20 protein-coding genes are annotated in these 19,912 nt (G+C 70.1%); 9 read left to right on the forward strand and 11 right to left on the reverse strand.

Going from position 1 to position 19,912, the window contains the following annotated elements:
* The first annotated feature begins 386 nt into the window (after positions 1–386).
* The 6 genes from leuA (at position 387) to OG904_RS20745 (ending at position 7,588) form a co-directional block, all read left to right on the forward strand.
* Positions 387–2,150, forward strand: a complete 1,764-nt coding sequence (leuA, locus tag OG904_RS20720; protein ID WP_405493075.1) for a 2-isopropylmalate synthase — start codon at positions 387–389, stop codon at positions 2,148–2,150.
* Between the two features lie 258 nt (positions 2,151–2,408).
* Positions 2,409–3,104 (forward strand): TerB family tellurite resistance protein, encoded by a 696-nt coding sequence (locus OG904_RS20725; protein ID WP_405493077.1) that lies wholly within the window; start codon positions 2,409–2,411, stop codon positions 3,102–3,104.
* A gap of 644 nt (positions 3,105–3,748) precedes the next feature.
* Positions 3,749–5,248: a nucleobase:cation symporter-2 family protein gene (locus OG904_RS20730; RefSeq protein WP_405493079.1), complete on the forward strand. Its 1,500-nt coding sequence runs from the start codon at positions 3,749–3,751 to the stop codon at positions 5,246–5,248.
* Positions 5,249–5,392: 144 nt separating this feature from the next.
* Positions 5,393–6,139, forward strand: coding sequence for a DNA repair protein RecO (recO, locus tag OG904_RS20735; protein ID WP_405493081.1), 747 nt, complete (start codon positions 5,393–5,395; stop codon positions 6,137–6,139).
* Between the two features lie 12 nt (positions 6,140–6,151).
* A complete protein-coding gene (locus tag OG904_RS20740) occupies positions 6,152–6,973 on the forward strand; it encodes an isoprenyl transferase (protein WP_405493083.1) in 822 nt (273 codons plus the stop codon).
* A gap of 84 nt (positions 6,974–7,057) precedes the next feature.
* Positions 7,058–7,588, forward strand: coding sequence for a hypothetical protein (locus OG904_RS20745; RefSeq protein WP_405493085.1), 531 nt, complete (start codon positions 7,058–7,060; stop codon positions 7,586–7,588).
* 16 nt (positions 7,589–7,604) lie between these two features.
* Here OG904_RS20745 and OG904_RS20750 read toward each other — a convergent pair whose 3' ends face one another.
* The 4 genes from OG904_RS20750 to OG904_RS20765 are packed head-to-tail and all read right to left on the reverse strand — an operon-like array spanning position 7,605 to position 10,757.
* The gene (locus tag OG904_RS20750; protein ID WP_405493087.1) at positions 7,605–8,036 is read right to left on the reverse strand and encodes a Fur family transcriptional regulator; all 432 of its coding nucleotides are present in this window, start codon (positions 8,034–8,036) and stop codon (positions 7,605–7,607) included.
* A 59-nt stretch (positions 8,037–8,095) separates the two neighbouring features.
* Positions 8,096–8,959, reverse strand: a complete 864-nt coding sequence (locus OG904_RS20755) for a metal ABC transporter permease (RefSeq protein WP_405493089.1) — start codon at positions 8,957–8,959, stop codon at positions 8,096–8,098.
* Positions 8,959–9,750 carry a metal ABC transporter ATP-binding protein gene (locus OG904_RS20760; protein ID WP_405493091.1) on the reverse strand — a complete coding sequence of 264 codons (792 nt, stop codon included), beginning with the start codon at positions 9,748–9,750 and terminating at the stop codon, positions 8,959–8,961. Before OG904_RS20760 ends, OG904_RS20755 begins: the two co-directional genes overlap by 1 nt.
* Positions 9,751–9,782: 32 nt before the next feature.
* A complete protein-coding gene (locus tag OG904_RS20765) occupies positions 9,783–10,757 on the reverse strand; it encodes a metal ABC transporter substrate-binding protein (protein ID WP_405493093.1) in 975 nt (324 codons plus the stop codon).
* Between the two features lie 155 nt (positions 10,758–10,912).
* Here OG904_RS20765 and OG904_RS20770 point away from each other — a divergent pair, with 155 nt between their 5' ends.
* On the forward strand, positions 10,913–12,295 hold the full coding sequence (locus OG904_RS20770; protein ID WP_405493095.1) for a glycine--tRNA ligase: 1,383 nt from the start codon (positions 10,913–10,915) through the stop codon (positions 12,293–12,295).
* A 69-nt stretch (positions 12,296–12,364) separates the two neighbouring features.
* Here the strand turns inward: OG904_RS20770 and OG904_RS20775 are convergent, their stop codons facing one another.
* The 6 genes from OG904_RS20775 to OG904_RS20800 form a co-directional block, all read right to left on the reverse strand.
* Entirely contained in the window at positions 12,365–13,084 is a 720-nt protein-coding gene (locus OG904_RS20775) for a VC0807 family protein (RefSeq protein WP_405493097.1), read from the reverse strand.
* 124 nt (positions 13,085–13,208) lie between these two features.
* Positions 13,209–13,802, reverse strand: coding sequence for a TetR family transcriptional regulator (locus OG904_RS20780; RefSeq protein ID WP_405493099.1), 594 nt, complete (start codon positions 13,800–13,802; stop codon positions 13,209–13,211).
* Positions 13,803–13,823: 21 nt separating this feature from the next.
* Positions 13,824–14,864, reverse strand: coding sequence for an aldo/keto reductase (locus OG904_RS20785; RefSeq protein WP_405493101.1), 1,041 nt, complete (start codon positions 14,862–14,864; stop codon positions 13,824–13,826).
* Positions 14,865–14,936: 72 nt separating this feature from the next.
* Positions 14,937–15,389 carry a MarR family winged helix-turn-helix transcriptional regulator gene (locus OG904_RS20790; RefSeq protein ID WP_405493103.1) on the reverse strand — a complete coding sequence of 151 codons (453 nt, stop codon included), beginning with the start codon at positions 15,387–15,389 and terminating at the stop codon, positions 14,937–14,939.
* Positions 15,389–15,805, reverse strand: coding sequence for an SRPBCC family protein (locus OG904_RS20795; RefSeq protein WP_405493105.1), 417 nt, complete (start codon positions 15,803–15,805; stop codon positions 15,389–15,391). The genes OG904_RS20790 and OG904_RS20795 overlap by 1 nt, the downstream gene beginning before the upstream one ends.
* 128 nt (positions 15,806–15,933) lie before the next feature.
* Positions 15,934–16,296 carry a DoxX family protein gene (locus OG904_RS20800; protein ID WP_405493107.1) on the reverse strand — a complete coding sequence of 121 codons (363 nt, stop codon included), beginning with the start codon at positions 16,294–16,296 and terminating at the stop codon, positions 15,934–15,936.
* Between the two features lie 78 nt (positions 16,297–16,374).
* Between OG904_RS20800 and OG904_RS20805 the strand changes: the two genes are divergently transcribed.
* Positions 16,375–16,830: a MarR family winged helix-turn-helix transcriptional regulator gene (locus tag OG904_RS20805; protein WP_405493109.1), complete on the forward strand. Its 456-nt coding sequence runs from the start codon at positions 16,375–16,377 to the stop codon at positions 16,828–16,830.
* 276 nt (positions 16,831–17,106) lie between these two features.
* Here the strand turns inward: OG904_RS20805 and OG904_RS20810 are convergent, their stop codons facing one another.
* Positions 17,107–18,561, reverse strand: a complete 1,455-nt coding sequence (locus OG904_RS20810; protein WP_405493111.1) for an MFS transporter — start codon at positions 18,559–18,561, stop codon at positions 17,107–17,109.
* A gap of 64 nt (positions 18,562–18,625) precedes the next feature.
* Between OG904_RS20810 and dusB the strand changes: the two genes are divergently transcribed.
* The gene (gene dusB, locus OG904_RS20815; RefSeq protein WP_266909012.1) at positions 18,626–19,768 is read left to right on the forward strand and encodes a tRNA dihydrouridine synthase DusB; all 1,143 of its coding nucleotides are present in this window, start codon (positions 18,626–18,628) and stop codon (positions 19,766–19,768) included.
* The last annotated feature ends 144 nt before the right edge of the window (positions 19,769–19,912 follow it).

Below are 19,912 nucleotides of genomic sequence, written 5' to 3' on the forward strand. Positions count from 1 at the left end.
GTCACGGAATTGTCACTAGGTGCAACCATGATTCATTCGGTTGTGTCACATGCCCGCACCGGGAGGACGGGGGCCCGGGCCACCCTCTCGACGGCGCCGTGCTCCGAGGGGCGTCCGCGATACCCGGAGGGCAAGAAAAGAGGCTTAGCTCACAAATCTGGCAAAACGGACCTGCGGGTCTTGCATACTGAAACAGGTCCCGCATTACGGGGCGGCTCGGTTAGGCTCGGCCCATCATGCGTTTCGGGCTGCTTCTCCTTAGCTGCCGCGGCGAGGGCCTGTAGTCGTAGGCCGACCCCCTCCCCGCGGAGTTTGGTGTTGCGGTTTTGCGACCGTAGTCGGCCGTTCCAGCGAACTACACGCGGACACGCGAGGAGCCCAACGCCATGAGCCAGCACACTTTCGTCGGTCGCCCCACGCCCATCACCAACGCGACCCACACCCAGAAGCCCTCCGGGATGCCGATCCACAAGTACGGCTCGTACGAGCAGGTGGACATCCCCGACCGCACCTGGCCCGAGGCCCGCGTCACCAAGGCGCCCCGCTGGCTGTCCACGGACCTGCGCGACGGCAACCAGTCGCTGATCGACCCGATGACCCCCGCCCGCAAGCGCGAGATGTTCGACCTGCTGGTGCGCATGGGCTACAAGGAGATCGAGGTCGGGTTCCCGTCCTCCGGTGAGACCGACTTCAACTTCGTGCGCTCCATCATCGAAGAGGGCGCGATCCCGGACGACGTCACCATCTCCGTACTGACCCAGGCCCGCGAGGACCTGATCGAGCGGACCGTGGAGTCCCTGGTGGGCGCCAAGCGCGCCACCGTGCACCTGTACAACGCGACCGCCCCGACCTTCCGCCGGGTCGTCTTCCGCGGCTCCAAGGAGCAGATCAAGCAGATCGCCGTCGACGGCACCCGCCTGGTCATGGAGTACGCCGACAAGCTGCTGGGCCCCGAGACCGTCTTCGGCTACCAGTACAGCCCGGAGATCTTCACCGACACCGAGCTGGACTTCGCCCTGGAGGTCTGCGAGGCCGTCTGCGACGTCTGGGAGCCGGGCGAGGGACGCGAGATCATCCTGAACCTGCCCGCCACCGTGGAGCGCTCCACGCCCTCCACCCACGCGGACCGCTTCGAGTGGATGGCCCGCAACCTGACCCGCCGCCCGCACATCTGCATCTCCGTGCACCCGCACAACGACCGCGGCACCGCCGTGGCGGCCGCCGAGCTGGCCCTGATGGCCGGCGCCGACCGCATCGAGGGCTGCCTGTTCGGGCAGGGCGAGCGCACCGGCAACGTCGACCTGATCACGCTGGGCATGAACCTGTTCTCGCAGGGCATCGACCCGCAGATCGACTTCTCGCAGATCGACGAGATCCGTCGCACGAGCGAGTACTGCAACCAGATGGAAGTCCACCCGCGCCACCCCTACGCGGGCGACCTGGTCTACACCGCCTTCTCCGGCTCCCACCAGGACGCCATCAAGAAGGGCTTCGACGCCATGGAGGCCGACGCGGCCGCCCAGGGCAAGACCGTCGACGACATCGAGTGGGCGGTCCCGTACCTGCCCATCGACCCCAAGGACGTCGGCCGCTCCTACGAGGCGGTCATCCGGGTCAACTCGCAGTCCGGCAAGGGCGGCATCGCCTACGTCCTGAAGAACGACCACAAGCTGGACCTGCCGCGCCGCATGCAGATCGAGTTCTCGCGGATCATCCAGGCCAAGACCGACTCCGAGGGCGGCGAGGTCACCCCGAAGGCGATCTGGGACGTCTTCCAGGACGAGTACCTGCCCAACCCCGAGAACCCGTGGGGACGCATCCAGCTGCGTTCCGGCCAGACCACCACCGACAAGGACGGCACCGACACGCTGACCGTCGAGGCGGTTGTGGACGGCGTGGAGACCGTGCTGGACGGCACCGGCAACGGTCCGATCTCGGCCTTCTTCGACGCGCTGGCCGGCATCGGCATCGACGCCCGCCTGCTGGACTACACCGAGCACACGATGAGCGAGGGCGCCTCCGCGGTCGCCGCCTCGTACATCGAGTGCGCGATCGACGGCCGCGTCCTGTGGGGCATCGGCATCGACGCCAACACCACCCGCGCCTCCCTGAAGGCGGTCATCTCCGCCGTCAACCGCGCGGGCCGCTGACCCCGTTCGTGACCCGGCCCCGTCCCTCCGCTCCGGAGGGGCGGGGCCGCGCCGTTCGCCCCCGGGGGGCTCCGGCCCGCCCGGCCCGTGCTCCGGCGCAGGTGGGGGCGGTACGGGGAGGGGCGCACGGAGGGGCGCAGATCGGCCAAGTACGACGGGCGCGGGATGTTGTCTTGTCACACGGCTGACGCATCCTCACCGATGTGGCTAACATCACGCCAACCCGGCGATGTTGCCGGAGGGTTACGGAGGTGCGACGTGCTGCCAGTTCGGGGTGGGGACGGCCGGAAGCTGATGGTCTGGGGAATCCGCACCACCTGGAGCACCGTGGGGGACGGGGAGTTCTTCTGCCCCGACTGCGGTGGCGACCGCAATTACCGCCGGCGCACCGGGCGCCGCCGGTTCACCGTCCTCGGGGTGCCGCTGCTGCCGCGCGGGCAGTCGGGTCCCGTCGTCGAGTGCCAGGGCTGCCGCGAGCGGTTCGGCACCGAGGTCCTGGACCACCTCACCGCCACCCGCTTCTCCGCGCTGCTGCGCGACGCCGTGCACACCGTGACCCTGGCCGTGCTCGCCGCGGGCGGTACGGGCTCGCGCAGCGCGCTGGAGGCCGCCGCGGGCGCCGTACGCTCCGCCGGGTTCCAGGACTGCACCGAGGAGCAGCTGGAGTCCCTCGTGGACGCGCTGGCCACCGAGGAGGGACGGCTCGGGCTCTACGACGCCCCCGACTGCTGCGGCGCGGCGCTCTCGATCGAGCTGCACGAGGTCCTGGAGCCGCTGGCGCCGCACCTGGCCGCCCCGGGGCGCGAGTCGATCCTGCTGCAGGGCGCCCGCGTGGCCCTGGCGGACGGCCCGTACATCCCCGCGGAGCGCGAGGTGCTGGCGACGGTGGGCGCGGCGCTGCGGATCGACGCGGACGAGGTCGCCCGGCTGCTGTCGGCGGTCCGGGCGCCGTAGGGGGCGTAGCGGCCCGGCCGGTTCGCCTGTTCGTCCGTCCGTCCGTGACCACGCGACACCGTCAGCCCGTTTCGGCCGCGCCGACCGTTTCGGCCGCCCCGACCGCTTCGGATGCGGTCGGGGCTTCCGGCATGGGCGAAAGCGGCACGTCCTGAGGTAACAATCAGGCCTCGTGCCCCCGGATCCGTGCCCCTCGCGCGCCGTTCGAACCGCGGAGCCGTTCCATCCGTGCGTGGTGTTCTCACCAGGTGGACGGCCGGAGGGACGCCTTGTTGTTTGCGCGGCCGAACGCCGGCGAAGCATTAACCCGCACGTCATCCCGTAGGACCTTCGCGTTCGCGCAGCGAAAACCAGCCATTTCGCGACCGTTGGCCATAGCTGAGCCTGAGAAGCTCCGCCACTGGAGAAACCTCCAGATCGACCATCCCCAAGCGTCAACACTTTGTAGAAGTCGACGATATGTGTGAGCGGCCCCACAGGCGTTCAATTCCGGTCACACGAGGAGACGCCGCCGGTAACACCGCGGAGCTTCGATTCACGTGGACGTACTGACAACCCTGACGGATCAACGGGCTAACGACCCACTTCGCCAGGGACAACCAGCTTCCTCTCAGTTACCTACCTCATTGAAGGGCAAGGCAGAGATGGCACGTGTCGCCGCACCGCTTTCCGCCAGCGGAGAGCAGAGCACGCACCCGGTCGACGAGGTGCTCCCCCTCCCCAAGCTCGCGCTGTACGGCTTCCAGCACGTACTCGCGTTCTACGCCGGTGCGGTGATCGTTCCGATCATCGTCGGCAGTGCACTCAAGCTGAGCCCTGAACAGCTGGTCTACCTGATCAACGCGGACCTCTTCACCTGCGGCATCGCCTCGATCCTGCAGGCCTGGGGCATCGGCAGGGTCGGAGCCAGGCTGCCGATCATCCAGGGCGTGACCTTCACGGCCGTCTCCCCGATGATCGCCATCGGTCTCGGCGCCGGCGGCGGCACCGCCGCCCTCCTGGTCATCTACGGCGCCGTCATCACGGCCGGCATCGCCACCTTCGCCTTCGCCTGGCTGCCCGCCAGGGCCTTCCGCGCGGTGATGTCGCTCTTCCCGCCGGTGGTCACCGGCACCGTCATCACCATCCTCGGCATCGTGCTCCTGCCGGTGGCGCTCAAGGACACCGTCGGCGGCGCCCCGCTGGTCGGTGACGGCGGCGACCCGGGCCAGCTGGCCTACGCCGCCGGAACCATGCTCTTCGTCCTGCTGGTGATGCGCCTGGGCGGCAAGTTCCTGGCCAGCATCGCGGTCCTGCTCGGCCTGGTCGGCGGCACCCTCGTCGCCTTCATCCTCGGCGACGCGAAGTTCGACGCGGTCAGCGCCTCCAACTGGGTCGGCGTCACCACGCCCTTCCACTTCGGTGCCCCGAAGTTCGAATGGTTCCCGATCTTCCTGATGCTGATCGTCATGCTGATCACCATGGTCGAGACCACCGGTGACACCTACGCCGTCGGCGAGATCGTCGGCAAGGACATCGACAGCGAGACCGTGGCCCGCGCCCTGCGCGCCGACGGCGCCGCGACCGCCCTCGGCGGCCTGCTGAACTCCTTCCCGTACGTGGCCTTCGCCGAGAACGTCGGTCTGGTCCGGGTCACCAAGGTCAAGAGCCGCTTCGTGGTCGTGGCCGCCGGCGTCATCATGATCATCCTCGGCCTGCTGCCGAAGGCCGCCGCGATCGTCGCCGCGATCCCGCCCGGCGTGCTCGGCGGCGCCGCCACCGTGATGTTCGGCATGGTCGCCCTCGCCGGCATCCAGACCCTCGGCAAGGTGGACCTGAAGGAGGAGAAGAACGCCCTCATCGTCGGCGTCTCCCTCGCCTTCGCCCTCTTCCCGGCGACCGTCCCGGCCTTCTTCGAGAAGCACATGAGCGCGGACCTCTCCTCGCTCCTCAACAGCGGTGTGACGCTCGGTGCCACGGCGGCGATCGTCATGAACCTCCTCTTCAACGGTCTGTCCAAGGGCAACGCGCACAACGCCCCGCAGGCCGCCGCCCCGCAAACCGCCGCCCCGCAGGCCGCCGCCCCGGCGGCGGACGGCGCGGCCACGGCAGCCGTACCGGCCCAGTCGGGCGAGGGCGAGCCCGCCCCCGCGCCGACCGCCTGATCCTCCCAAGGGGTGTCCCCCGCCGGGCCCGTGCCCGGCGGGGGACGCTGCCGTTCCGGGACGCTGCCGTTCCGGGGCACTGCCGTTCCGGGGCGCGGCCGGCTTCGGCCGCGAGCTGTCGGTGGGGTACGGGACAATGGGCCCATGAGCCTGTTCCGCGACGACGGCATCGTGCTGCGCACCCAGAAGCTGGGTGAGGCGGACCGCATCATCACGCTCCTGACCCGGGGCCACGGCCGGGTCCGGGCCGTCGCCCGCGGGGTCCGCCGCACGAAGTCCAAGTTCGGTGCCGGGCTGGAACCTTTCTCCCACGCCGACGTGCAGTTCTTCTCGCGCGGCGGCGAGCTGATCGGCCGCAGCCTCCCGCTCTGCACGCAGACCCAGATCATCGCCCCGTACGGCAACGGCATCGTCACCGACTACGCCCGCTACACCGCCGGCACCGCGATGCTGGAGACCGCCGAGCGGTTCACCGACCACGAGGGCGAGCCCGCCGTACAGCAGTACCTGCTGCTCGTCGGCGCCCTGCGCACCCTCTCGCGCGCCGAGCACGCACCCCACCTCATCCTCGACGCCTTCCTGCTGCGCTCCCTCGCCGTCAACGGCTACGCGCCCAGCTTCGACGACTGCGCGAAGTGCGGGATCCACGGCCCCAACCGGCACTTCTCGGTCGCCGCGGGCGGGGTCATATGCGGTGACTGCCGCGTCCCCGGCAGCGTCGTACCCTCGTCTGAGGCCATCGCCCTGCTCAGCGCACTGCTGACGGGCGACTGGGCGCACGCCGACGCGTGCGAGGCACGTCACGTGCGGGAGGGCAGCGGGCTGGTCTCCGCCTATTTGCACTGGCATCTGGAGCGCGGGCTACGCTCCCTGCGATACGTCGAGAAATAGGAGCTGGGCAACATGGCACGACGCGGGATTCTGGGACGCTCTCGCCGCGAGTACAAGGTTCCCGAGCCGCACCCCTCCGGTGAGCGTCCGCCGAAGATCCCCGGCGAGCTGGTCCCCAACCACGTCGCGGTCGTCATGGACGGCAACGGCCGCTGGGCCAAGGAGCGCGGCCTGCCGCGCACCGAGGGCCACAAGGTGGGCGAGGGCGTCGTGCTCGACGTGCTCAAGGGCTGCCTGGAGATGGGCGTCAAGAACCTCTCCCTGTACGCCTTCTCGACGGAGAACTGGAAGCGCTCGCCCGACGAGGTGCGCTTCCTCATGAACTTCAACCGCGACGTCATCCGGCGCCGCCGCGACGAGATGAACGAGCTGGGCATCCGCATCCGCTGGGTCGGCCGCATGCCGAAGATGTGGAAGTCGGTCGTCCAGGAGCTCCAGGTCGCGCAGGAGCAGACCGTCGACAACGACGCGATGACCCTCTACTTCTGCGTCAACTACGGCGGCCGCGCGGAGATCGCGGACGCCGCGCAGGCCATCGCGCGCGACGTGGCGGCCGGCCGGCTCGACCCGTCGAAGGTCAACGAGAAGACCTTCGCGAAGTACATGTACTACCCGGACATGCCGGACGTGGACCTCTTCCTGCGGCCCAGCGGCGAGCAGCGCACCTCCAACTACCTGCTCTGGCAGAGCGCGTACGCCGAGATGGTGTTCCAGGACGTCCTGTGGCCCGACTTCGACCGCCGCAACCTCTGGCAGGCCTGCTACGAGTACGCCCAGCGCGACCGCCGCTTCGGCGGGGCCGTGCCGAACCAGGGGGAAACCGCCACCGGCTGATCTTGCCGGGGCCACCTCCGAGGACCTGGACCGCGCACGAAAGATCGTCGCCAGGAACGCGCCGCCGCTGTAGGGTCCGCTGTCATGGACATGCAGGGGGAGCAGGTTGAAGTACGGCTCGTCTACCAGATCACCGTGGCGGACGTGGCGCAGGCGGTCCGGGTGCGCGATGCCCGGCTGCCCGCGGGGCGCCGGAGGCGGTGGCTGCTGTGCGGATTCGGGGCGGTGCTGATCTGCTTCGGCGGACTGGCGCTGCTGGGGGACGGGCCGATCGGCAAACCGCTGAGCTTCCTCATCGGCGGAGTGCTGCTCCTCGGGCTCACGCTCTTCGGCCCGCAGCTCACGGCACGGGCCTTCGCGGGCCTGCTGGCCAAGGCGGGGGAGACCACGGCGCTGGTGACGGCCGCCGGGCTGCGGGTGAGCACGAAGGACACCGAGACGCGCATCGGCTGGGCCGCGCAGCCGCTGTACGCGGAGACGGCCGACGCCTTCGTCACGCTCAACGTCGCCAAGCGGGCGGCGGCGATGACCATCCTGCCCAAGCGCGGGGCGGCGGACCCGGCAGACATCGACCGCCTCCGGGCCCTGCTCGACCAGAACCTCCAGCGGATCTAGGCCGTCTCTTCCCGATCTAGCCGGCGTTGGCCGCGCAGTCCGCACAGGTGCCGAAGATCTCCACCGTGTGGGCCACGTTCACGAAGCCGTGTTCGGCGGCGATGCCCTCCGCCCACTTCTCCACGGCCGGGCCCTCCACCTCCACGGCCTTGCCGCACTTGCGGCAGACCAGGTGGTGGTGGTGGTCCCCGGTGGAGCAACGCCGGTACACGGACTCGCCGTCGCTGGTCCGCAGCACGTCGACCTCACCGGCGTCCGCGAGGGACTGCAGGGTGCGGTAGACGGTGGTCAGGCCCACGGAGTCACCGCGGTGCTTGAGCATGTCGTGGAGTTCCTGGGCGCTGCGGAACTCGTCCACCTCGTCCAGCGCCGCCGCTACGGCAGCCCGCTGCCGGGTGGATCGTCCTCGTACTGGCGCGGTATTCATCTCGCCAGGCGCAGTCGCCACCGGTTCCTCCTCGTTTCGGCCTGGGGTCATTGTGCCAGGCGGCCGGGTGCCCGCGGCCTTCAGACCTTTACGTCGTCCCGCGTGCAGACCTCTTCGGCGGCGCGGGCGGCCCTGGCGCGGCGCCGGGCCAGGGGGGTGGACAGGGCCGTCAGCACCATGAAGACCGCGATGGCCAGCAGCACGATCGAGGCACCCGAAGGGGCGTCGATGTAGTAGGTCACCGCCGTGCCGCTGAGGGCGACGGTGGTGCTGATCGCCATGGCGAGGCCGAGGGTGGCGGCGAAGCCGCCGGTCATGCGCTGGGCGGCCGCGACCGGGATCACCATCATGGCGCTGACCAGCAGCAGGCCGACGATGCGCATGGCCACGGTGACGGTGACCGCGGCGGTGATCGCGATCAGCAGGTTCAGTACGCGCACCGGCAGGCCGGTGACTCGGGCGAACTCCTCGTCCTGGCAGACGGCGAACAGCTGGCGGCGCAGACCGATCGTGACGGCGAGGACGAAGACGGCCAGGATCACCATGGCCACGATGTCCGCGGACCCGACGGTGGTGATCGAGCCGAACATCGAGCCGAGCAGCATGGACGTGGAGCCGCCGCCGATGTTGATGATCATGACGCCGCCGGCGAGGCCGCCGTAGAAGAGCATGGCCAGTGCCACGTCGCCGCTGGTCTTGCCGCGCGAGCGGATCAGCTCCATGCCGACGGCGCCCAGGACGGCGACCAGGGTGGCCATCCACACGGGGCTGGTGTTCATCACGAATCCGAGCGCGACACCGGTCATCGCGACATGGCCGAGGCCGTCGCCCATCACGGCCTGCCGGCGCTGCACGAGGTACGTGCCGATGGCGGGGGCCGTGATGCCGACCAGGGCGGCCGCGATGAGCGCGCGCTGCATGAAGGCGTAGTGGAGGAGGTCCATCAGCTCAGCAGTCCCGTCCGCAGGGGCTCGGCGTCGTGCGCCGCGTGGGGGTGTACGTGGTCGTGGCCGGGCAGGGCGTGCTGGCCCAGGGCTTCCGGGGGCGGGCCGTCGTGCGTGACGCAGCCGTCGCGCAGGACGACGGCGCGGTCGATGAGCGGCTCCAGCGGGCCCAGCTCGTGCAGGACCAGCAGAACGGTGACCCCGGCGGCGACCTGGGTGCGCAGGGCGTTGGCGAGCACCTCCTGGTTGGCCAGGTCCACACCGGCCATCGGCTCGTCCATGATCAGCAGCTCCGGCTCCACGGCGAGCGCGCGGGCTATGAGCACCCGCTGGTGCTGGCCGCCGGAGAGGGCGTTGACGGAGGCGTCGGCGAAGGAGCCCATGTCGACCAGGTCCAGCGCACGCTCGACGGCGGCCCTGTCGGCCTTGCGCAGGACCCCGAAGCGGGTGCGCGCGAGCCGGCCGGCGGAGACGACCTCGCGGACGGTGGCCGGGACCCCGCTGGCCGCGGTGGTGCGCTGCGGGACGTACCCGATGCGCGACCAGTCGCGGAAGCGCTTGAAGCCGGTGCCGAAGAGCGAGAGCTCGCCGCCGCTCAGCGGCACCTGGCCGACCACGGCGCGCACGGCCGTGGACTTGCCGGAGCCGTTGGCGCCGAGCAGGGCGACGACCTCACCGCGGCGGACGGTGAGGTCGATCCCGCGCAGCACGGGGCGCGAGCCGAGCGAGGCGGTGGCCCCGCGCAGGGATATGACGGGCTGGTCCGACGCCTGTTGGGGCTGGGACTCCATGGCTCGCGCCTCCGTTGCTGCTACTGCTGCCATTACTTGTTGCCGAGTGCCTTCTGGAGGTTCTTCAGGTTGGCCCGCATGACCTCGAAGTAGTCAGCGCCCTGGGACTTGTCCGTGATTCCCTCGAGGGGGTCCAGGACGTCGGTCTTCAGACCGGTGTCCGCCGCGAGGGTCTTGGCGGTCTTGTCGCTGGCCAGGGTCTCGAAGAACACGGTGGAGACATTGTCCTGCTTCGCGACGGCCTGCAGGTCCTTCATCCGGGCCGGGCTGGGCTCGGACTCGGGGTCGACGCCGGAGATGCCCTCCTGGTCGAGGCCGTAGCGCTCGGCGAGGTAGCCGAAGGCGGAGTGGGTGGTGATGAAGGTCTTGGAGGCCGTGTTCTTCAGGCCGTCCTTGAACTCGGTGTCGAGCGCGCCCAGTTTGGCGACCAGCTCGTCGGTGTTCTTCTTGTAGTCCGCCGCGTGGTCGGGGTCGGACTTCTCCAGGGCCGCGCCGACGCCCTTGGCGATCTCCGCGTACTTGACGGGGTCGAGCCAGACGTGGGGGTCCTCGCCGGCTTCGCCGTGGCTGTGGTCGTGGCCGTCGGCGGCGCCCTCTTCGGCGGCGTGGTCGTGGCCCGAGGTGCCGTGCACCTCGAGCTTGGTGAGGGTGGCGGCGTCGACGATGTTCTTCACGCCGGACTGGGCGACGGCCTTGTCGACGGCGGGCTGCAGCGTCTTGAGGTAGAGGACGACATCGGCCTCGCCGAGCTGCGCGGTCTGCTTGGGGGTGATCTCCAGGTCGTGCGGTTCGACGCCCGGCTTGGTGAGGGTGTCGACCTTCACGTGGTCCTTGCCGATCTGCTCGGCGAGGAACTGCATCGGATAGAACGACGCCATCACGCCGAGCTTGCCGTCCTTGGATCCGGCGGCTCCGGCGGCGCCCGAACAGGCGGTGAGGGCCGTGGCGGCGAGGGCAACGGCTCCGGCGAGGGCGGCGGTCGGTATGAGGCGTCGTCGTACGTTCATGACATCCATTTTCATCAAAGATGGAAACGATTGTCAAAAACCCTGGTGGGAGGGGTGTGGAGGGCCCGTGGACGGGGTCCCGATTTGAAAGGGGGGGTGCGGGCGCCGGTAACCTTGAGGCTTCGCCGTTCGTCCTCGTAAATGAAGAGAGCACCGTGGCCGCCGACAAGATCGAAACCATCGTCAGCCTGAGCAAGCGCCGTGGCTTCGTTTTCCCGTGCAGTGACATCTACGGCGGCTCTCGGGCTGCCTGGGATTACGGTCCGCTCGGTGTCGAGCTCAAGGAGAACATCAAGCGCCAGTGGTGGAAGGCGATGGTCACCGGACGTGAGGACATCGTCGGCCTCGACTCCTCCGTGATCCTGGCCCCCGAGGTCTGGGTGGCCTCCGGTCACGTCGGCACCTTCTCGGACCCGCTGACCGAGTGCACCTCCTGTCACAAGCGCCACCGCGCCGACCACCTGGAAGAGGCGTACGAGGCCAAGCACGGCCGCGTGCCCGCCAACGGTCTCGCGGACATCAACTGCCCCAACTGCGGCGTGAAGGGCCAGTTCACCGAGCCCAAGCAGTTCTCCGGCATGCTGGAGACCCACCTCGGCCCGACCCAGGACACCGGCTCCAAGGCGTACCTGCGCCCCGAGACCGCCCAGGGCATCTTCACCAACTTCGCCCACGTGATGACCACCTCGCGCAAGAAGCCCCCGTTCGGCATCGCGCAGATGGGCAAGTCCTTCCGCAACGAGATCACCCCCGGCAACTTCATCTTCCGCACCCGCGAGTTCGAGCAGATGGAGATGGAGTTCTTCGTCAAGCCGGGCGAGGACGAGCAGTGGCAGGAGTACTGGATGCAGGAGCGGTGGAACTGGTACCGCGACCTCGGCATCCGCGAGGAGAACATCCGCTGGTACGACCACCCGAAGGAGAAGCTGTCCCACTACTCGAAGCGCACCGCCGACATCGAGTACCGCTTCAACTTCGGTGGCAATGAGTTCTCCGAGCTCGAGGGCGTCGCCAACCGCACCGACTTCGACCTCAAGGCCCACTCCGCCGCCTCCGGCCAGGAGCTCGTGTACTTCGACCAGGAGTCGAAGGAGAAGTACACCCCGTACGTCATCGAGCCGGCGGCCGGTGTCAACCGCGCCATGCTCGCCTTCATGCTCGACGCGTACAACGAGGACGAGGCCCCCAACGCCAAGGGCGCCATGGAGAAGCGCACCGTGATGCGCTTCGACCCGCGCCTGGCTCCGGTCAAGGTCGCCGTCCTGCCGCTGTCCCGCAACGCCCAGCTGTCGCCGAAGGCCAAGGGCCTCGCCGCCGACCTGCGCAAGAACTGGAACATCGAGTTCGACGACGCGGGCGCCATCGGCCGCCGCTACCGCCGTCAGGACGAGATCGGTACGCCGTTCTGCGTCACCGTCGACTTCGACACCCTCGACGACAACGCGGTGACCGTGCGCGAGCGCGACACCATGAAGCAGGAGCGCGTCTCCCTGGATCAGATCCAGAGCTACCTCGGCAGCCGTCTGCTCGGCTGCTAGGTCCCACCGCTCGGACGGCAGTGGCCCGGTGCGCATCGCGCACCGGGCCACTGCCGTCTTCCGGGCCGGTTACGCGGGCGCCGGATCGCCGGCCGAGGCGGCCGCCAGGGCCGCGGCCCGGGCTTCGCCCTCGGCCTGGGTGCGTTTCGAGAACCGGATGGTCCAGAAGATCAGCGAGACCAGGAAGCCGTAGATCAGGACCGGGCTGATCCAGACCATGTCGTCCACGCTCAGCCGGTACGCCAGCACGACCCGCAGCGAGGCCTCCACCAGGTAGGCGACGCCCCAGACGGTGGTCATCTTCCGCATCGCCTTGCGGAAGTCGGGGTACTGCCAGAGCCCGTTGAAGTACGCCACGCCCTCCTTCGTCCCGTCCGTGCCGAACTTCCGGCCGAAGTAGAACATCAGCGGCCGGGGAGCGAAGAGGGTCGCGATGCAGAGCGCCCCGAACAGCCCCGTCACCCCCGAGTCCTTGATGAGCAGGGCGCGGGCCGAGTGCGTGCCGATCAGCGTGACGAGCGCGGTGATCACCAGGAAGACCAGGGTGACCACGGCGAACTCGTCGACCTTGCGGCGCCAGGCGAGGTGGACGGCGGAGTCGACCACCGGCCAGACACCGCTGACCAGCAGCGCCGCGAACTCGCTCCAGCCCCGGTCGGTGAGCATGTTGTACGTGAGGATGGGCGCGACCACGTTGAATCCGATGGTCAGGATCCAGCCGATGGCTGCGGCGGCTCCGGACCGGGCCGGCGGGCCCGACTGCGCTGCCGGTACTTCCTGAGCGGACAAAGTTCCCCCTGGAACAGACCTGATGATGTGCGGTACAGGGGAACGTAGGAACACGGCGGGGGACCGGCAAGGGCCCTGCGCCCAAAATGATGATCAAGCTGTCCGGACTGGCTGGTTCCAGACCTCAGGCGCGCAGGCCCCGGACGACCAGGGCCGTCACCGCCTCGAACTCGGCGGTGATGTTCGGCGAAAGCCAGTCCGCCGCGTACTGCGGATCGTGGAAACGGCCGGTGGCGTCGAACACCGCGCGCGCGGCGGCAGGGACGTCGGGTGCGCTGAGCGATCCCGCGGCGACCCCCTCGCCGATGATCCGGGACAGCTGCTCGATCAGCTCGGCCAGGTGCTGGTCCACCACACCGCTGTTCTCGGCGAGCAGCACGGTGTACGTCGCGAACAGCTCCGGGTCGGCGCCGGCCTTCTTCCGCTTGGCTTCGAACAGCGCCTCCAGCCAGGACTCCAGCTTGGAGGGGGCGGGCTCGGAGGGTGCCGAGGCGATCCGCTCCAGCACGGCCACGCTCTTGGCGAGCCAGCGGTCCGTGACGGCCTCGCGCAGCGCCGCCTTCGACGGGAAGTGCCGGTACACGCTGCCGTGGCTGACGCCCAGGGCCCGCGCCACGTCCACCACGGTCGCCTTGGTCGGACCGAAGCGGCGCAGCACCTCCTCGGTGGTTTCGAGGATGCGCTCGGGGGTGAGGGGCTCGGCGGCTGCGGGTGGCATGGGTACGACCGTACAGCCGGATCAGTGCTCGCTGTCCAGATGGGCCATCTGCGCCGCCGGATACCGCTGGCCGGCCGCGGCTCCGGCCGGCACCGCGTCCTCGATGGCCGCGAGGTCGGCGGGGGTCAGGGTGACCTGAAGGGCACCCAGTGCCTCGGAGAGCCGGTCACGGCGGCGGGCGCCCACCAGCGGCACGATGTCCTCGCCCCGCGAGAGCACCCAGGCGATGGCGGTCTGGGCGACGGTCACGCCCTTCTCGTCGGCGACCTTGCGCAGGGCGTCGACCAGATCGAGGTTCCGGTCCAGGTTCTCGCCCTGGAAGCGCGGGCTCATCCCCCGGAAGTCGCCGGGCGCCAGCGCCCGGTCGCGGGCGAAGTGACCGCTGATCAGGCCGCGGGACAGCACGCCGTACGCCGTGATGCCGATGCCGAGCTCGCGGGCGGTCGGCAGGATCTCCTCCTCGATCCCGCGCGAGATCAGGGAGTACTCGATCTGGAGGTCGGAGATCGGAGCCACGGCCGCGGCCCGGCGCAGGGTGTCCGCGCCGACCTCGGAGAGCCCGATGTGCCGGACGTGTCCGGCCGCGACGGCCTCGGCGATGGCGCCGACGGTCTCCTCGATCGGGACGTCCGGGTCCACGCGGGCGATGCGGTAGATGTCGATGTGGTCCCGGCCGAGCCGCTGGAGCGAATAGGCGAGGAAGTTCTTGACGGCCGCCGGGCGCCCGTCATATCCGGTGAAGCCGCCCTCGACCGTCCGCAGGGCGCCGAACTTCACGCTGGTCAGCGCATTCTCGCGGGCCGCGGCGGGTGCGGTGCGCAGGGCTTCGTTGATGAGGAGCTCGTTGTGCCCCATGCCGTAGAAGTCGCCGGTGTCGAGGAGGGTGACTCCGGCGTCGAGGGCGGCGTGGATGGTGGCGAGGGACTCCGCCCGGTCGGCTTCGCCGTAGAGCGCGGACATCCCCATGCAGCCCAGCCCCAGCGGGAAGGTGGCGGGTCCGGTGCGGCCGAGGGTGCGGTGCGGTTCGGTGGTGTGGGCTGAGGTGCTCTGGTTCGTCGTCATGGAACGAGAATGGCATGACGAGTGACAGATTTCAATATCTGTCACTCGTCAGTGTGATGGTGCGCCCTGGCCTCAGGTCCCGGGCCGTCCGGGCCGCTCGGGCTCGGGGCGGGCCAGGCGGCTCAGCAGGGCGACCGCGTCCCCGCGCGGCACCGGCCGGAAGAACTCCGCGTCGACCCGCTCGACGGCGGCGATGGCCCGCGGCGCCAGCTCGGCCCCGGCCGCGGTGACGCGCAGCCGCTTGGCGCGGGTGTCCGCCGGGTCGACCTCGCGCGCGAGGAGCCCCTTCTGCTCCAGGGTCCGCACCACCTGGGAGGTCATCTTCACGTCGGTGCCGGCCTGGTGCGCCAGGGCCTGCTGGTTGGGGTGCTCGCCCTGGCCGTTGAGCCACCAGGTGCAGGCGAGCAGCACGAACTGCACGTGGGTGAGGTCCAGGGGCCCCAGCGCCGCGGCGATCCCGCGCTGCCAGCGCAGGGTGGCGTGCCAGAGCAGGAACCCGGGGCTCTCGCCGGGGGCCAGCGGCATCAGCCCTGGGCCGTCCGGACCAGCGCGGCCATGGTGTCGGGCCAGTCCGCCGTGATGGCCGGGCCGATCTGCGGGCCCACCTCGCCCGCGCCGTCGCCGCTGATCTCCATCCGGTAGGTCACCCGGCTGAGATCCGCGCCGAGGCGGTCGATCCGGTGGGTGGTGCGCAGCACCAGGCCGGCGAAGCGGGCCTCGTCGACGAAAATCTCGCCCTCGGTGACCTCGGCGACGAGCAGTTCCACCGGGTCCTGCCCGGCCGGGGTCATGGTGATCTCCGCGCCCGCCGCGAAGGCGCCCCGGAGCTCGATCTTCTCGATGTCGGCGTTCCAGGCGCCCCAGTTCTCCACGTCGGCCCACAGGGCCCAGACCGCCTCGGGCGCGGCGGTGGTCTCGATGCTGTGCTCGTACTCCCACATGGGGGCCTCCTGGTTAGATGCTCTATGCGCAGACTATCTCTGCGAAGACTAACTGTCCAGGAGGTCGGGCCGTGAAGGCCGGGGACCGTGAAGGCCGGGGACCGTGAAGGCCGGGAGTCGGGGAGGGGTTACGAGGCCGAGGTCACGCGCAGGACCAGGGCGGCCGCGGCGACCAGGGTGAGGACGGCCGCCGGGGCGAGCTCGTAGTCCTTCGCGCGCAGGTGGGTGATGACCGCGCCGATGAAGTAGAGCGTCACGCCGATGGCGGCGGCGATGCCCAGCGGGCTCAGCCACAGGCCCGCGATCAGGCCGATGGCCCCCGCCGCCTTGAGGGCGGCCAGGCGCGGCATCCAGGAGTCGGGCACCCCGACCTTCGCCATGCTCGCGGTGATCGCCGGGTTGCGCTGGAGGGAGAAGGTGGCTGACGCGGCGAGGACGAGGGCGAGCAGTCCGGCGACGACGGCGTAGGCGATGAACATGATGGTCTCCAACAGTCGATGGTATCGAACCATTGAATACCATCAATGATCGGCAGGGTGCAATCATTTCTGAGTTGTTACGATGTGGAGATGACGGCGCCTCAGGACTCCCCGCACCCCCCGCAGCGGCTGGGCCTGCTGCTGGCCTGGCACGGATCGGTCACCCAGACCCGCATGAAGAAGGCGCTCAGTGCCGCCGGGCTGACCCCGCGCCACGCGATGACCCTGACGCACCTGGCCGGCGGCCCCATCGGGCAGCGGGCGCTGGCCGAGCGGCTCGAGGTGGACCCGAGCGTGCTCGTCGGGATCCTCAACGACCTGGAGGGCTGCGGCCTCGTCGAGCGCCGCCGGGACCCGGCCGACCGCCGCCGCCACAACGTCGTCATCACCGCGGCCGGCGAGGAGGCCCTCGCCAAGACCAACGCGGCCCTGGACGCCGTGGAGCTCGGCGTGTTCGCGGGCCTCACCGGCGAGGAGCAGGAGCTGCTGCGCCGTCTGCTGGACCGGATCGACTCGCACGCCGAGGACTTCGACTGCCAGGAGTAGCCGGACCGGCCGGAGCAGCCTGAGCGGCCGAGGTGGCCGAGGTGGCCGAGGTGGCCGAGGTGGCCGAGGTGGCCGAGGTGGCCGGAGCGGCCGAGCGGCCTGAGCGGCCGAGGTGGCCCGAGCTCCCTGAGCATCCCAAGTGCCCCGAACATTCCGAGCGCCGCCCCGAGCGCCCCGAGCGTCCCGACCGGCCGGCAGCGGCCGGGGCACGCCCAGAAGTACGGGCGCAGGAAGCGCCACGGGGACCGCGGGCGCGGCCCCGTGCCACGAGCGGGCTCAGCCGCGCGGGGGAGCCCCGGCCGGTGAAGGGCTGGGGGCGGGCTCCGACTCCAGTTCGCGGGCCGTGCGCAGGGCGGTCCCGTGCGCCCAGGCCCCGCTGGTGGCGGCGCCCACGGCGAGGACGAGCAGCCCGCACGCGGTGATGATCCACCAGGCGGGCCGGGTGGCCGCCTGGAAGCTGCCGCCGTGCGCGGTACCGGCCGCCAGGACCGCGCCGATCACCGCGACGCCCAGCATCCCGCCGGTCTGCCGGCTGGTGGAGGCGATCGCCGAGGCGACCCCCGCCTGGGAACGGGGCATCCCGGAGACCGCCGTGTTGGTGATCGGGGCGTTGACCATGCCGAACCCGAGGCCGAAGAGCACGTACCCGGCGAACAGCAGGGGCGTGGAGCTCTCCGCCTCGAACACGGCGAACAGCAGCCCGCTCGCCGCCATGGCCACCCCCGCGACCAGCAGCGGCAGCCGCGGCCCCCGGGAGCCGACCAGCCGCCCCGAGATCGGTGCGCACAGGCCGGTCAGCGCGGCCATCGGGAGCATGTAGAGCCCGGCGTGCAGGGCGTCCAGCCCCCGTACGTCCTGGAGGTACAGGGTGTTCAGGAAGAGGAACCCGGACAGCGCGGCGAAGGCGCTCACGGCGATCACCGTCGCCCCGCTGAAGGGGGCGCTGCGGAAGAACCGCGGGTCGATCAGCGGCTGGGCCCGCCGGGGCTCGTAGACCAGCAGCCCGATCAGGGAGGCGACGGCGACCGCGGCGCAGCCGAGGATCACCCCGGAGGTCCAGCCCTCGGCGGGGGCCTCGATGATCCCGTACGTCACCGAGCCGAGCATGGCCATGATCAGCAGCTGGCCCACCGGATCCGGGGCGCGGGGGTGGTCGGCCCGCGACTCGGGGACGTAGCGCAGGGTCAGCGCGAGGGCGAGCAGGCCGACGGGGAGGTTGATCCAGAAGATCGACCGCCAGCCCACCGTGTCCACCAGCAGCCCGCCGATCAGCGGACCGGCGGCCATGGCGACGCCCACGACCGCGCCCCAGACGCCGATGGCGCGGGCGCGCTCGCGCGGGTCCGTGAAGGTGTTGGTGATGAGCGACATGGCGACGGGGTTCAGCATCGAGCCGCCCACCGCCTGGATCATCCGGAAGACGACCAGCCACTCGAGGCTCGGCGCGAGCGAGCAGAGCAGCGAGCCCGCGGTGAAGAGCACGAGGCCGGCCGTGAAGACCTTGCGCCGCCCGATCCGGTCCGCCGTGGAGCCCGCCAGTATCAGGAGCGAGGCCAGGACCAGCGTGTACGCGTCGATGGTCCACTGCATTCCGGCGACGGAGGCGTCCAGCTCCCGGCGCATTGCGGGCAGCGCGACGTTCAGGACGGTGTTGTCGAGACTGACGAGCAGCAGGCTCATGCAGCAGATCGCCAGTACGAGCATGCGCCGCCGGTGGCTCAACTCGTGCATGATCCGGATAGTACGCCTAACTAAAGAAATGCGTGGCGCGGCGCGCCTGAGCCACAATGGGGGGATGACCACGCTCCCCCCGCCTCTCGCGATCGGCCCGCACACCGTGCAGCCCCCGGTGGTGCTCGCGCCGATGGCCGGCATCACCAATGCCCCGTTCCGTACCCTGTGCCGCGAGTTCTCGGGCGGCAAGGGGCTGTTCGTGAGCGAGATGATCACGACCCGGGCCCTGGTCGAGCGCAACGAGAAGACCATGCAGCTGATCCACTTCGACGAGACCGAGAAGCCCCGCTCGATCCAGCTGTACGGAGTCGACCCCGCGACGGTCGGCAAGGCGGTCCGCATGATCGTCGAAGAGGACCGCGCCGACCACATCGACCTCAACTTCGGCTGCCCGGTGCCCAAGGTCACCCGCAAGGGCGGCGGCTCGGCCCTCCCGTACAAGCGCAACCTGCTGCGCGCGATCCTGCGCGAGGCGGTCGCGGGCGCCGGCGACCTGCCGGTGACGATGAAGATGCGCAAGGGCATCAACGACGACCACCTCACCTACCTTGACGCCGGGCGGATCGCCGTCGAGGAGGGCATCACCGCGATCGCCCTGCACGGCCGAACCACCGCCCAGCACTACGGCGGCACCGCCGACTGGGAGGCCATCGCACGGCTCAAGGAGCACGTGCCGGAGATCCCGGTGCTCGGCAACGGCGACATCTGGTGTGCCGAGGACGCGCTGCGCATGGTCCGGGAGACCGGCTGCGACGGCGTGGTCGTCGGGCGCGGCTGCCTGGGGCGGCCCTGGCTGTTCAACGACCTGGTCGCGGCCTTCGAGGGGCGTCCCGAGGACTTCCACAAGCCGACGCTGAGGGAGGTCGGGCAGACCATGCTCCGGCACGCCCAGCTGCTGGGGGAGTGGATCGGCGACGAGGCCCGCGGGGTGATCGACTTCCGTAAGCACGTGGCCTGGTACACCAAGGGCTTCTCGGTGGGCTCGGAGATGCGGCAGAAGCTCGCCGTCACCTCCTCCCTGGCCGAGCTGGACGCTCATCTGAGCGAGCTGGACCTGGACCAGCCCTGGCCGGACAGCGCGGACGGCCCGCGCGGCCGGACGTCCGGAAACAACCGGGTTGTCCTGCCCGAGGGCTGGTTGAAGGATCCGTACGACTGCGCGGGCGTGAGCGAGGAAGCCGAACTGGACACGTCCGGGGGCTGAGAAGCGGCTGGCAAAACGTGCCAGTGGTGGCGTGACATACGCCACGCATGGGAGAGGTTTCGCTCAGATGAGCGGAATGGTCACGGGTAAGACTTTCAAAGGGTGGCACTGGGTGCCACCCTTTGTTCGTTCAACTCTTGAACG

The organism is Streptomyces sp. NBC_00096, from assembly GCF_045041305.1.
In the GTDB taxonomy this organism is placed as follows: Bacteria; Actinomycetota; Actinomycetes; order Streptomycetales; family Streptomycetaceae; genus Streptomyces.

Coding starts and splice junctions, on each gene's coding strand:
- leuA (WP_405493075.1), top strand. CDS start 387: ATGAGCCAGCACACTTTCGTCGGTCGCCCCACGCCCATCACCAACGCG.
- OG904_RS20730 (WP_405493079.1), top strand. CDS start 3,749: ATGGCACGTGTCGCCGCACCGCTTTCCGCCAGCGGAGAGCAGAGCACG.
- recO (WP_405493081.1), top strand. CDS start 5,393: ATGAGCCTGTTCCGCGACGACGGCATCGTGCTGCGCACCCAGAAGCTG.
- OG904_RS20740 (WP_405493083.1), top strand. CDS start 6,152: ATGGCACGACGCGGGATTCTGGGACGCTCTCGCCGCGAGTACAAGGTT.
- OG904_RS20745 (WP_405493085.1), top strand. CDS start 7,058: ATGGACATGCAGGGGGAGCAGGTTGAAGTACGGCTCGTCTACCAGATC.
- OG904_RS20755 (WP_405493089.1), bottom strand. CDS start 8,959: ATGGACCTCCTCCACTACGCCTTCATGCAGCGCGCGCTCATCGCGGCC.
- OG904_RS20760 (WP_405493091.1), bottom strand. CDS start 9,750: ATGGAGTCCCAGCCCCAACAGGCGTCGGACCAGCCCGTCATATCCCTG.
- OG904_RS20765 (WP_405493093.1), bottom strand. CDS start 10,757: ATGAACGTACGACGACGCCTCATACCGACCGCCGCCCTCGCCGGAGCC.
- OG904_RS20780 (WP_405493099.1), bottom strand. CDS start 13,802: ATGCCACCCGCAGCCGCCGAGCCCCTCACCCCCGAGCGCATCCTCGAA.
- OG904_RS20785 (WP_405493101.1), bottom strand. CDS start 14,864: ATGACGACGAACCAGAGCACCTCAGCCCACACCACCGAACCGCACCGC.
- OG904_RS20790 (WP_405493103.1), bottom strand. CDS start 15,389: ATGCCGCTGGCCCCCGGCGAGAGCCCCGGGTTCCTGCTCTGGCACGCC.
- OG904_RS20795 (WP_405493105.1), bottom strand. CDS start 15,805: ATGTGGGAGTACGAGCACAGCATCGAGACCACCGCCGCGCCCGAGGCG.
- OG904_RS20805 (WP_405493109.1), top strand. CDS start 16,375: ATGACGGCGCCTCAGGACTCCCCGCACCCCCCGCAGCGGCTGGGCCTG.
- OG904_RS20810 (WP_405493111.1), bottom strand. CDS start 18,561: ATGCACGAGTTGAGCCACCGGCGGCGCATGCTCGTACTGGCGATCTGC.
- dusB (WP_266909012.1), top strand. CDS start 18,626: ATGACCACGCTCCCCCCGCCTCTCGCGATCGGCCCGCACACCGTGCAG.